Here is a 13197-nt window from a genome sequence, read left to right on the forward strand (position 1 = left end):
TCAGGTTAAAATTCCCTTTCAATTCTTGGTTTTTAAAGATGAAACCATAAAAATTTTCCAGTACTCCAGTTACGCTAAGGTCACTTTTTCCAGTAGTTGCATCGAATTGTTTCAGATTGACCTGACTGGGATTAAACTGTACCAAAGCATTGCTGATGTTCATGGTCTTGCCATTTTCATCAGCATATTTAAAGTCGGATAGACTCATCGTTCCCGCATTCTTAATATTTTCGTATTGACTGTTTTCGACTGAAATCATGTCAAATTTTGTGGTCACGTCCGCTTTCAATATTCCGGTCAACGGTTTCTTCAGTTTTATCGGATAGGCCTTGGATACGTTGGCCAAATTGATGGTTCCTTTCAAGGCGGCATCAACTATCGCATTTTGGGTGATGTTTTTAATGTTTGCTTTCGCATTAAAAACATCCTGGTCAATTTTAAAAGACAGTTTGTCCAGATTAATGTAAGTATCGTTTAAAATCCCGGTTTCATTAATAATCTTAGTGTCAATTATTATGTTTTCAACAGATTTGGGTAAATTGGGATATTTAAAAGAAGCGTTATTGGATGCGATATCAACGTTGAATTTAGGAACGGTGGTGTCCGAATACAGCCCTTTTGCATAGCCGGCAACCGTAAAGTCCCCGGTTGTTTTTACGTTATCCAAACTCGAAGCATACGCTGCGGGTATAATCCCCAAGAAATTTTTGAACGAAGAAGTTGGAGTTTTGAATTTCAAATCATATTCCTGACCAGCGTCAACCAGTTGAATAAAGCCGTCGAATTCCAGTGGCAGTTGGTTTACCAATGCTTTGTTTTCTTTGAAGGTGTATTTGCTTTTTTCTAAATCGATGCCCAAAACGGCATCCAAAGTCAATGGAACATTATTCATATAGTTGACTTTGTCCATATTCAGCGTCATTTTTCCTGTAGATTTCGTTACCAGATCCAGTTTTGAAGCAGCAAAGTCACCCGTTCCTTCATGGTTGATACTGTCGACCAGCATTTTTATTTTTGAGCTTTCGTCAAAGTACTTGAACTTGAAATTTTCGAATTTATAATTTTGAATTTTCAAGGACAACGGACTATTTTTTTGGGCGCCCTTTATTTCGTCTTTCAAGGCGATATCATAGTTGCCAACGCCATCTTTATTAAAAAGGATGTTTATCAGTCCATTTTTTGACGTAATTCCCTGAATGTCGATGGCTTCATCCTTTCCTTTTAAAAGTTCCTTGATAGACATTTTTAGGTCTAATTCCTCTAATGAAACCAAGGTGTCTCCAGCAAAAGGGGCTTTATTGATAATGACCAATTCGTCTATAGTTACATTGGCATTGGGAAAATTTTTGAACAGACTCAAATTGACGTCCGCAAAACCGACTTTAGCGTCCAGCTTTTGATTGATGGCGTAAGTGATTTTGGCTTTTATCTCGTCTTTGAAAAAATAAGGGATTGCAAATAAGGAGACTGTAATTAGGACAATTATAGTCAAAATGATTTTTAAAATGATTTTCAACATATGATTTGGATATTTATTTTCAAATTGTACAGCAATAATGTTGCCGTAATTTAGTTACAAAAATAGTGTTTTATAGATTGGTTGATCTCTAAAGTTTTCATAAATAATGGATTGCTGATATTTGGCGACTGAAATCACAATGAGTTCCGTTTTTTTGAAAAGTGTTAAAAGCAAAAAAAATCCGTTTGAAAATTTTTCAAACGGATTCATTTTTTGTAGTATTTGTTCTATTGAATATTGATTTCAAAAGGCATCATAGTTTGAACCCCTTTCCTGGATTGCATTCTTTTTATTCCTTGTAATACTTTATAATTTTCCTCTCCTAATTCCTCTTTTATAAAAGCTTCCTTGGACTTTGCAAACGGTAAGTTGGCTAAAAGATCCTCAATGTCTTTCTTGTATTCTGGATAGTTGCGGGTATTGTATTTTTTGATTTTGGACAATTTGGCCGCTGCACTGATTGCGTCATTAAGCCCGCCAATTTTATCTACAAGGCCAATTTTGATAGCTTCAGATCCAGACCACACTCTGCCTTGCGCAATTGAATCCACCTGTGCAAAGGTCATTTTTCGACCTTCGGCAACATGCGTTACGAAAGTTTTGTAAATATGCTCGACGCCTTCAAGAGTGACCGCTTTGAATTTTTCGTCCAAAGGAACAAATGGGCTATAACGAGCAGAGTTCTCATGAGTATTTACCTGCTCCGCATTGATACCGATTTTTGTCGTCAGTTTATTGAAGTTCGGCAATATTCCAAAAACGCCTATGGAACCGGTAATGGTGTTGTTTTCTGCAAAAATTTGGTTTGCGTTGCAGGCGATATAATACCCTCCCGAAGCGGCATAATTCCCCATGGAGACCACTACGGGTTTTACTTTTTTGGTCAATTCCACTTCTCGCCAAATCAAATCGGATGTCAAGGCATTCCCGCCCGGGCTGTCAATACGAAGTACGATGGCTTTTACATTTTTGTTTTTTCTCGCTTCTTGCAGAGAGCGTCGCATGGACCCTTCACCAATCGTGTTCACATCCCCTTCGCCGCTTTGAATTTCTCCTTGTGCATATATGATGGCTATTTCATCTTTAGCATCATTAATTTTTGAGGTGGTCATCATTTTTTTAGTGTAATCGAAGATGCTGATTTTATTGTAATCTTCGTCTTTCTCCACTTTTAACGCTTTTCTGATTGCATCGTGATACACATCTTCGTAGGCGATGATATCCACCAATTTTTGTTCTTTTGCCATTTCCGGAGTTCGGGCCAGAAGACCATTTGCGACTTCGTTAAGTTTGTCAACCGGGACGTTTCTACTTTTCGAGATTTCAGCCACAATTGAATTCCAAACTGAATTTAGTAAAGCGGTAGTTTGTTCTCTGTTGGCGTCGCTCATTTTGTTTTCAAGAAATGGTTCCACGGCGCTTTTGTATTTTCCATGACGTATCACTTCCATTTTTACACCCGTTTTTTCCTGTAATTCCTTGAAAAAAAGTATTTCAGCAGAGAGTCCTTTGAAATCCATTTCTCCTACCGGATTGATATAAATTGGATTAGCGACAGAATTAAGATAATATTCCTTCTGGGAATAGACATTGGCATAAGCCATCACAAATTTTCCCGATTTTTTGAAGCTTTCCAGTTCATCCCTCAAGGCTTTGCTTTGCGCTATTCCTAAGGAAGACTCATCATTTAAAATGGAAATTCCTTTGATGTCATCGTCAGTTTTTGCTTCTTCAATTGCATTGATCACATCCGTTAATCCGACACTTTTTTTGTCCGAAAATATTTTGATCCATGGGTCTTCGTATTTTCCGGCATAATCGTGTTTTATGTTTTTAAGGTCCAATTCGATGACTGAGTTATTCTTGACCGTTACCCCTTCAGGTTCCCCACCAAAAATGGCCACGATGATTAGGATTCCAAAAAAGAATAGCATCAAAAAAACAAATAAACCAACAATGGTTGCCAATACATTTCCTAAAAACTTCATAATTATATTTTTTTAATAAGTAGCAAAAAAGGATGAATTGTTACAGATTTATATTCGCAATTTCTACATTTTGTTACCAACACTTTATGCAAATATAGTTCTATTCTGAAATTCTTTTAGTTAATTTGCGCTTAATATGAAATCACAACATCAGGTCATTTTATCGATAGGAAGCAATCTAGGGGATCGACTTGAAAACCTGAGGCAGTCCATCGACTTGATACACCGAGAAATTGGAACGGTCATTAAAGTTTCAAAAATATATGAGACACCATCATGGGGTTTTGAAGGCGGCGCATTCTATAATTGTGCCCTGGTTTTGCATACTTTCAGTTCGGCACATAAAATACTGAGCCAAGTCTTAAAGATCGAAAAAAGACTGGGCCGCGTCCGTAATGAAGAGAAAGGATATCAAGCTCGGCTGATTGATATAGATCTGATTGCTTTTGATTCTGAAATTATCGAAACCGAAAAATTGCAGATTCCGCATCCTCTAATGCAAGATCGTAATTTCGTGTTGTTGCCTATCCAGGATTTAAATTTGGACTGGGAGCATCCCGTTTTAAAAAAATCAATTTCAACTTTGCTTCAAGATTGTCAAGATGACGGCAATTGTGTAGTGGCCCATCATTTAGAAAGTCCATTGCAGAATATTTCGTTGGAGCAATTTAATTACGTTGCTTTCGAAGGGAATATTGGTGCGGGAAAGACCACCTTGGCTACCAAGATTGCAGAGGACTTCAATGCAAAGACAGTTTTGGAACGTTTTGCTGACAACCCTTTTTTGCCCAAATTTTATAAAGATCAAAACAGGTATGCTTTTCCGCTCGAAATGTCATTCCTTGCCGACAGATACCAACAATTATCGGATGATTTGGCTCAATTTGATTTGTTTAAAGACTTTCTGGTTGCCGATTACCACATATTCAAATCGTTGATTTTCGCCAAGATAACCCTGGCGGAAGACGAATACAGATTGTATCGCAACCTCTTTGACATCATTTACAGAGAGATGCCCAGGCCCGATTTGTATGTCTATTTATATCAGAATTCGGAACGATTGCTGCAGAACATCAAGAAAAGAGGCAGAAGTTACGAACAGAAAATACCAGCGGAATATTTGGAAAAAATCAACAACGGATATTTGGATTACATCAAATCACAAACGGAACTGAATGTTTTAATAATTGACGTTTCTGACAGGGATTTCGTCAAAAATCAAGAGGATTACCTCTATATTTTGGATGAAATTAAAAAGAAGATTTCTTAAGTAAACTTATCTTTTTAATGTAAAGTGTCCGGTTAATTCTGGAATCGTGGCATCCAATTTTAGACGGTACCAATAATCATCTGCAGGCAAAATCTTATTGTTGAATTTGCCATCCCAACTATATTTATAAGAAGTTAGATCTATTATTAATTTACCGTATCTGTCATAAATCTGAGCTCTTGCATTAGGATAATCTTGCATTTCCCTAATTTCCCAAACGTCATTGAAACCGTCGAAATTTGGCGTGAAAAATTTGGCTATGGTAAAGATGGTGAAATCTTGTGCCACCAAGTTACATCCATTATTATCTCTTACAAAAGCCGTATGTTGACCGGTCTGGATGTGTGAAAACTGGTTTGAAACTTGAAAATCCTCACCATTTATCGAATACTCATAGTAGCTTTCGGCGTTTGCAAGTTCAATTGTAATTGAATTTTCCTCTACAGCAATCGAGCTAATGATGGGTTCCGGATGTTCTATGACATCAAATATTTTTTGCGAATCGCATGAAACAATAGTCGGGGAACTGATTGTCACGCTGTATTCACCAACGGTTGAAATTGCAATTGTTTGGGTGGTTTCGCCTCTGGGGGACCACAAATAATTCATGCCTGAAATTGAAGCGTCCAATGTAGTAGTTTCGCCCTGGCATAAAAGCACTTCTTCGTTTGTTTTGTCTATGGGATAAACGGTTGCGGTAATTGAAGTTTTTGGACTTTTGCAATCAGAAACTGCAGCGTCAACAAAATAGGTTGTAGTTGAATCAAGGACAGGAGTCGTAAATGTGTTTCCTGTCGCTAAAAGATTGCCAGCGTCATCATACCAGTTTATGTTTCCACTGGAAGCGGTTGCTTGCAGCGTTACTGTTCCGTAATCACAACGATATGCAGGGGTTACGGAGGTAACTGATGGAGTCGTGTTGACGGTAGCGACAATTGCGGTTCGTGTTGGGCTTGTGCAGCCATTCGCGATAGCATCCAGGTAGTAGGTTGTAGTCGCTGAAATGACAGGGGTTGCGTAAGAATTTCCCGCTGCCAATAAATTTCCCGCTGAATCATACCATTGTACATTTCCGGCTGAAGCGGTCGCCGCCAACGTTACGGTTCCGGAGTCGCAAACCGATGCGGGCGAAGTTGAGGTAATTGTAGGGGTTGTATACATAGTAGCTACAATTGCAGTTCTTGTTGGGCTTGTGCAGCCGTCAGCGGTCGCGTCAACATAATAAGTTGTTGACGTGGTTAAATTTGGAGTTGTAAATGTTATGCCCGTAGCCAATGACATTCCTCCCGTTGCGACGCCATACCAGTTAAGCGTTCCTGCGGAAGCCGTTGCGCCTATAGTTACAGTTCCAGAATCACAACGAGAGCCGGGAGTTGTTGAAGTAATTGCAGGGGAATTGTTGACCGTTGCGATAACGGCGATTTTTGTTGGGCTTGTGCAACCGTTTGCTATAGCATCAACATAATATGTTGTGGTTGCTGTAATGCTTGGCGTTGTAAATAAATTTCCTGTGGCTAATAAGTTTCCTGCCGAATCATACCATTGTATGTTTCCTTCAGAAGCTGTCGCCATTAAAGTTAGGGTTCCCGAATCGCATCGAGAATTTGCGGTGGTTGAAATAACTGTTGGTATTGTTTTTATGGAAGCGATAACTGCTGTTCTGTTTGAAATGCAACCGGCATCAACGTAGTAGGTCGTGTTTGTCGTTATGTAAGGCGTGTCATAACTGTTTCCTATCAGTAATGGTGTAGTGGAAGTTGGAGTTGAATACCAGAATGCATCGCCATTTGAAACAGATGCCTGCAACGTTACACTTCCGGATCCGCATCTCGATGCCGGAGTTGTGCTTTCTATCCTTGGAATTGTTATCGTTGTGCTGGCAGAAATATTTAGGACCGGGTCTCCAGGCATTCCCCCGTATTCCACGATATAACCTTTGGGTTGGTAATCCCCGCTGGCCTCCCCGGTATTCGGCAAGTCATTCCAGGAGCCTTTAATTCCCACTCCTGGAGCCGTGATATGCGCATAATCTTCGTTTCCTGACTGGTTAGGTTCATTATTATTCCAAAGGGAAAAATTGGGAGAGGATCCATTTACGGCACCATTCCAAAAGACAACTCTATCTTCTGCCGGTCCCGTCACCCATTTCCATACTCCTTCCGTTTCCGCGTCGCTACCGCCAATCCATCCTGCTCCCGATGCTTGTTCTCCCGCAATTTTCGCCTCATCAGCGGCGGTAAGGGTCGCTAGGTAGCCTTGTAAACCATAGTAATTGCTTCCTTCTGCGGCAAGCTTAGCATCAGTCCATGTAATTCCCAGATTTGGGACGAATTCATAGTAATGGCCGTTTCTAGGTAAATAATTGGCTTGACCAATAGTAATGGAGAAGCTTCTAGTTCCTGAGGGAAACATAGAAGAATTGTAGAACTGTATATCTTCTACAGCTGCTTCAAAATCGGTTGCAGTTGCGGAGCCTAGACTATATAATCGAAGTTTTCCTGTGCTAGAGTTGAAAGGGTCTATTCCAATTTTTGGATGAGAGCCTGAGTTATTTAATATTAATTGATCTTGCCCATTTACATATCCAGCTGAGATTTGAATGTAAATTTCAGTTATTTCATTACTAGGGTCAGCTATTGTTACAGCAGTAGTTATATTTGTGTAAGTTCTTATGCAATAAGTACTTGTGTTGCTTGTGGCTGTGATTATAGGTTGGGCACCGGCATAAAAGACATTCGAAACTAAAAATAAAACAACGATTACTATTTTTAAAAAAATATAATTCTTCATTTTGTAAAAGTATTCAATTTTTTATTTTTTTTAAAATTACTTTGAATATCTTAATTTTTGAAATAAATCCCAAACCACTATTCCCGCGCTGACCGAAATGTTCAAAGAATGCTTGGTTCCCAGTTGCGGGATTTCGATGCAGCCGTCGCAGAGCGCAACCGCTTCTTGGGAAACACCGTGGACTTCGTTCCCAAATACCAAAGCGTATTTTTCCCCTTTTTCTATTTCAAAGTCTTGAAGGAATATGGCGCTTTGCACCTGTTCTATGGCTAAGGTGGTAACCTTGTCCCGCTTTAAGTTTTCAATCACTTCCAGAACATCTTGATTGTGCTCCCAAGTCACCGTTTCGGTCGCGCCCAGCGCCGTTTTATGAATTTCCTTGTTTGGGGGCGTTGCGGTGATGCCGCATAAGTAGATCTTTTCGATCAAAAAAGCATCGGCGGTCCTAAATACGGAGCCTATATTATGCAAACTGCGAACATCGTCTAAAACGATAATTATTGGAGTTTTTTCTGATTCTTTGAAGGCTTCAATTGATTTTCGCTCCAATTCGCTGTTTTCTAGCTTTCTCATTCTATTTTGGGGTTTGCTCAAATAAAAAAAGCTTCCGATTTAAGGGAAGCTTTTATTTGTATTAATTAAAATTTAGCTTTTTGTGGCCTCATCAGCCAAAACGGTACCTTTAATGGTAAGTACCATCGTGGCGTTTCCTGCAGCATTAGAGGTTACAGTTACCGTTTTTGTGAATGCACCAACTCTGTCAGTTGCGTATTTTACGCCAATAATCCCTTTTGCTCCGGGAGCAATCGGTTCTTTTGGAGAAGTAGGAACAGTACAACCACATGAACCTTGAGTGTTTGTAATGATTAACGGCTTGTTTCCGTTGTTTGTAAATACAAACTCACGTTTTCCGTCCGCATTGTGTGCAATTGTCCCGTAATCGATTGTTTCTGAAACAAAAACCATCCCGGCTCCATCTACTTTAGCAACTTTTGCAGCACTAGTTGCCTTTATTTTTTTTTTGGTTTCTTGGGCACAAGAAGTAGCTGCTCCTAGAACAGTTAGCATCGCTAGTAAAAATATTTTCTTCATTTTTTTTAGTTTTTATGATTAGTAGAACAAATTTAGAGAAAAAATCATGCCAATTGCTTAATTTTTCCTTAAAAATGGTTTTAATTTTTGAAGTGGTACTTATTCGCTATAAAATATTTAAATTCGCTGTCACATTTTACATTAATTAAAAACAGTATAAATTGGCAGCTAAAGATAAAGTAGTTAAGGAAACACCGTTAATGAAACAATACAATGAAATCAAAAGGAAATATCCGGATGCATGTTTATTATTTAGAGTAGGCGATTTTTACGAAACCTTTGGGGATGATGCGGTAAGAGCTTCTAAGATTTTGGGGATTACCCTGACAAAAAGGGGTGCGGGATCTGCAACGGAGACGGCCTTAGCCGGTTTCCCGCATCATTCAATAAACACTTATTTGCCAAAATTAGTCAAGGCAGGTCTTCGTGTCGCGATTTGTGATCAATTGGAGGACCCTAAGACGACAAAAACGATTGTAAAACGCGGCGTAACAGAATTGGTTACTCCGGGAGTTTCCATGAATGACGAAGTTTTAAACTCAAAAACCAATAATTTTCTGGCTTCGGTTTATTTTGCCAATAAGTCAATCGGAATATCATTTTTGGACGTTTCCACTGGTGAATTTCTTACCGCTCAAGGGAATGCCGAATACATAGACAAACTCTTGCAAAACTTTAGCCCGAGCGAGGTTTTGATTCCGAAAAACAATAAAAATGAATTCCGTGAAATTTTCGGGGATGATTATCACAGTTTTTATTTGGAGGATTGGATCTATAAAGAGGATTATGCGTTCGAAATATTGACAAAACATTTCCAGACGGTTTCCTTAAAGGGGTTTGGTATCGAAGATTTAAAGGAAGGAATCATTGCTTCGGGAGCTATTTTGTATTACTTATCCGAAACGCAGCACAACAGGGTGCAGCACATCACTTCCGTTCAGCGTATAGCCGAAGACGCTTATGTTTGGATGGATCGATTTACGATTCGTAACTTAGAATTGTATCACAGCTACAATCCAAATGCGGTTACGCTTTTGGACGTAATTGACAAAACGCTCTCGCCAATGGGGGGACGTTTGCTCAAACGTTGGCTTGCATTGCCGTTGAAAGACAGCAATAAGGTCCGAAGCCGTCACCAAGTGGTTTCCTATTTGAAAGAAAATCAGGAGGTTTTGCAAAGCATGCAACAACAAATCAAACAGATTTCAGATTTGGAACGTTTGATTTCCAAAATAGCCGCGGGAAAAGTATCTCCACGAGAAGTTGTTTATCTTAAGGAATCGCTTGATGCCATTATTCCCATAAAAACTTTGGCTTTAAAAAGTCCGCAAGACGCAGTAAGGATTATTGGGGACAGCTTGCACAGCTGCGATTTATTACGCGAAAAAATTAAAACGACATTAAACCAAGACGCACCTGTGGCGGTCGCCAAAGGGAATGCGATCGCCAAGGGAATAAGCGAAGAACTGGACGAATTGAGAGCAATCTCGACTTCGGGCAAAGAATTTTTGGACGGAATAGAAAAGCGGGAATCAGAATTAACCGGTATTTCTTCATTGAAAATTTCTTTCAACAACGTTTTCGGATATTATATTGAAGTCAGAAATTCGCATAAAGATAAAGTGCCCTCAGAATGGATCAGGAAGCAAACCCTTGTGAATGCCGAGCGTTACATCACGGAGGAATTAAAAGAATACGAAACTAAGATTTTGGGTGCCGAGGAGAAAATCCAAAAGATAGAATCAGAATTGTTCGAGCAATTGGTTGCTTGGATTGCGACTTACATAAAGCCGGTTCAATTGAACGCCAATTTAGTGGCTCAGCTAGATTGTTTGTGTTCTTTTACGCAGTTGGCGATCGAAAACAGATATGTTTGTCCTGAACTTGACGAAACTTTTGAGCTGGAAATCAAGAACGGTCGCCATCCCGTTATCGAAAAGCAGTTGCCGGTCGGAATGCCTTATATCGCAAACGATGTTTTTCTGGATAGGGAAACCCAGCAACTGATAATGATTACCGGTCCCAATATGTCTGGTAAGTCGGCTATTTTGCGTCAAACCGCGTTAATCGTATTGTTGGCCCAAATGGGAAGCTTCGTCCCGGCCGATAGTGTAAGAATGGGTGCCGTCGATAAGATATTCACAAGGGTAGGGGCAAGCGATAATATTTCGATGGGGGAATCCACCTTCATGGTCGAAATGAATGAAACCGCCTCGATTTTGAACAATATTTCCGACAGAAGTTTGGTGCTGCTGGACGAAATTGGAAGGGGAACCAGTACCTATGATGGAATCTCCATCGCTTGGGCCATTGCAGAATTTCTGCATGAACATCCTTCCAGGCCTAAAACCTTGTTCGCAACCCATTATCATGAACTAAACGAGATGAATGAATCCTTGCCGAGGATTCAAAATTACAACGTCTCGGTGAAGGAGCTTAAAGACACCGTTCTTTTCATAAGAAAATTGGTGAAAGGGGGGAGCGCGCACAGCTTTGGAATTCACGTGGCAAAAATGGCAGGAATGCCGCAAATAGTGATTTTGAAAGCGCAAAAGCTGTTGAAGAAATTGGAGAAAAATCATTCCAGTGATGTGTTGCATGGAATAAAATCAGAGAAAGAGGAAATGCAGATGAGTTTCTTCAATTTAGACGATCCATTGTTGGAGGAAATCAAAGAAGAAATACTAAATTTAGACATAAATACCATCACGCCGATGGAAGCATTGATGAAATTGAACGAAATAAAAAGAATGCTCACCAGAAAATAAATTTATTCATTTTTAAAGTTAGGGATATCAATAGTTTAACTTTTATCTTGAATTTTTTTGTAAAAAAGGCTTGTGTAATTCAATAAATGTCCTAAATTTGCATCCGCAATACAGAACAAGTATTGCGGTTCTTTTTAAGAATTGAAAATGCGAAAATAGCTCAGTTGGTAGAGCGCGACCTTGCCAAGGTCGAGGTCGCGGGTTCGAGCCCCGTTTTTCGCTCCAAACCATAAAATATTCGGATGGTGGCTATATTTAATTAATTTTTTATAAAAATTAGGTATAAAAATCGAAAAGTAGTAATGCTCGGATGGTGAAATTGGTAGACACGCTGGACTTAAAATCCAGTGAACAGCAATGTTCGTGCGGGTTCAAGTCCCGCTCTGAGTACTAAAGCCTCTTCTTTTGAAGAGGCTTTTTTTTGTTTATATCCGTTTGAGGAAAAATGTTAGTTTTTTTTTGTTTTAAAGTAAATATCATCTATTCGAAATATGGCTTCTTTTGTAATTACGAAACGATTTAGCGGGGATTATAAGTTTGAGCTTACCTCCAGAAAAGGGAAAACTATTTTTACGAGTAAGGCATACGAACTGAGAATGGACTGTGAGGCCGATGCGGAGTACGTGAGATCAGTTTTTCAGAGCTGTGCTTTTGTGAAGTTTAAAACGACCGCTGGAAAGTTTTTCTTCAGGGTAGTGGCCGATGGTGTGGTTATGGCCACGAGCAGAAAATATACAACGGAACTGATGGTACAGAAAGGAATTAACGAAATAATCAAATACGGATCGGAAGCGGAGATCCTGGATTTTTCCAATAATGATTTTAAATTCGAGGACTAAAATCTTTAGAATTTGGTTTTGGGCAATAAAAAAGCCATCTCGCTTGCGCGGATGGCTTTGATTTTTTTGATCGTAATTAAAAATTACTCAGCAGCAGGAGTTTCTGTAACAACAGCAGCAGAATCAACAGCTAATGCAGTAGTATCAACAGCAACAGAATCAACTACTACTTCAGTAGAGTCAACAGCTACAACTTCTTCAGCAGAAGCGTCAGCTTTTTTACAAGATACAACAGTTAAAACAGCAACAACAGCTAAACTTAAAAATACTTTTTTCATCTTAATTTAATATAAAGGTTAATTATTAATTCGAGGCAAAGATATACATTTTTTGATACGTAAATAATTTTTTTATTTTTTTTTTGAAAATAATATTTCATTTGTGATTTTGCCCGATATCGCCGTTATGGTGCCGAAAAATAAGGCCTTGATAAGAAGTTGCTTTTTTGAATTACTTAAATTTCTGCCGACTTATTTTTTTAGAGCTACTATTTGACTTCAATTTCGCTAAATTTTCGAGTTTATTTTTAATTAATTGGTTTTAAATATATTATATCTGCCTAAAGGCGTAGTGGCTAATGTTTCAATAATTTTAAAAGCCGCTGGGTCGTTTTTGCTGTGGCAAATTCTTGTCTGTAAGCAAATGGATTTATTATCGAGATTTAGGGTACATTATTATATTCTACTTTATAAAAAAGGAGTAGTTAATACTCATGATGATTAATAATTTTGTCGTAAATCAGCACACTATTTAGAGCGTTTTCATGATGACGTTAGTGGCGCCCTTATTCATTAAAACGAAAGTGCTACAAATGTGCCCTTTTTCGCTCCTGATGGAATCGTTTAAAATTAAATCTTTAAAAGTGTCGTGCAGTTCTTTTTTTGTCGAAATGGAAACACAGCCGCCCATGTTTACCAAAGCGGTCGCTTCG

9 protein-coding genes, 2 tRNA genes and 1 pseudogene are annotated in these 13197 nt (G+C 38.9%); 5 read left to right on the forward strand and 7 right to left on the reverse strand.

What is annotated here, in order from left to right:
• Positions 1-1519 (reverse strand): AsmA family protein (locus VIH09_RS06850; RefSeq protein WP_422653671.1); only part of this gene is annotated, 1519 nt, incomplete at its 3' end.
• 227 nt (positions 1520-1746) lie between these two features.
• Entirely contained in the window at positions 1747-3507 is a 1761-nt protein-coding gene (gene sppA / locus VIH09_RS06855) for a signal peptide peptidase SppA (protein WP_331579228.1), read from the reverse strand.
• Between the two features lie 136 nt (positions 3508-3643).
• Here sppA and folK point away from each other — a divergent pair, with 136 nt between their 5' ends.
• Positions 3644-4777 (forward strand): 2-amino-4-hydroxy-6-hydroxymethyldihydropteridine diphosphokinase, encoded by a 1134-nt coding sequence (folK, locus tag VIH09_RS06860; RefSeq protein ID WP_331579230.1) that lies wholly within the window; start codon positions 3644-3646, stop codon positions 4775-4777.
• A 6-nt stretch (positions 4778-4783) separates the two neighbouring features.
• Here the strand turns inward: folK and VIH09_RS06865 are convergent, their stop codons facing one another.
• The 3 genes from VIH09_RS06865 to VIH09_RS06875 all read right to left on the reverse strand — a co-directional run bounded on the left by VIH09_RS06865 (position 4784) and on the right by VIH09_RS06875 (position 8659).
• Entirely contained in the window at positions 4784-7567 is a 2784-nt protein-coding gene (locus VIH09_RS06865; protein WP_331579232.1) for a T9SS type B sorting domain-containing protein, read from the reverse strand.
• 36 nt (positions 7568-7603) lie between these two features.
• Positions 7604-8140 carry an RNA methyltransferase gene (locus VIH09_RS06870; RefSeq protein ID WP_331579234.1) on the reverse strand — a complete coding sequence of 179 codons (537 nt, stop codon included), beginning with the start codon at positions 8138-8140 and terminating at the stop codon, positions 7604-7606.
• A gap of 72 nt (positions 8141-8212) precedes the next feature.
• Positions 8213-8659 carry a DUF1573 domain-containing protein gene (locus VIH09_RS06875; RefSeq protein WP_331579236.1) on the reverse strand — a complete coding sequence of 149 codons (447 nt, stop codon included), beginning with the start codon at positions 8657-8659 and terminating at the stop codon, positions 8213-8215.
• Between the two features lie 161 nt (positions 8660-8820).
• Between VIH09_RS06875 and mutS the strand changes: the two genes are divergently transcribed.
• From mutS to VIH09_RS06895, 4 genes are all read left to right on the forward strand, one after another.
• On the forward strand, positions 8821-11427 hold the full coding sequence (gene mutS / locus VIH09_RS06880) for a DNA mismatch repair protein MutS (protein ID WP_331579238.1): 2607 nt from the start codon (positions 8821-8823) through the stop codon (positions 11425-11427).
• Between the two features lie 149 nt (positions 11428-11576).
• Positions 11577-11652, forward strand: a tRNA-Gly gene (locus tag VIH09_RS06885).
• Positions 11653-11731: 79 nt separating this feature from the next.
• Positions 11732-11817: transfer RNA gene (locus VIH09_RS06890), tRNA-Leu, on the forward strand.
• A 101-nt stretch (positions 11818-11918) separates the two neighbouring features.
• Positions 11919-12266 (forward strand): YegP family protein, encoded by a 348-nt coding sequence (locus VIH09_RS06895; protein WP_331579240.1) that lies wholly within the window; start codon positions 11919-11921, stop codon positions 12264-12266.
• Between the two features lie 83 nt (positions 12267-12349).
• On the opposite strand, the gene VIH09_RS06900 is transcribed toward VIH09_RS06895, so the two are convergent.
• Positions 12350-12544 carry a hypothetical protein gene (locus tag VIH09_RS06900; RefSeq protein WP_091432885.1) on the reverse strand — a complete coding sequence of 65 codons (195 nt, stop codon included), beginning with the start codon at positions 12542-12544 and terminating at the stop codon, positions 12350-12352.
• Positions 12545-13016: 472 nt separating this feature from the next.
• Positions 13017-13197, reverse strand: a pseudogene (locus tag VIH09_RS06905) (3-deoxy-D-manno-octulosonic acid transferase); the annotation flags it as partial.

The sequence above is a fragment of the Flavobacterium sp. genome (genome assembly GCF_036515215.1).
Lineage (GTDB): Bacteria > Bacteroidota > Bacteroidia > Flavobacteriales > Flavobacteriaceae > Flavobacterium.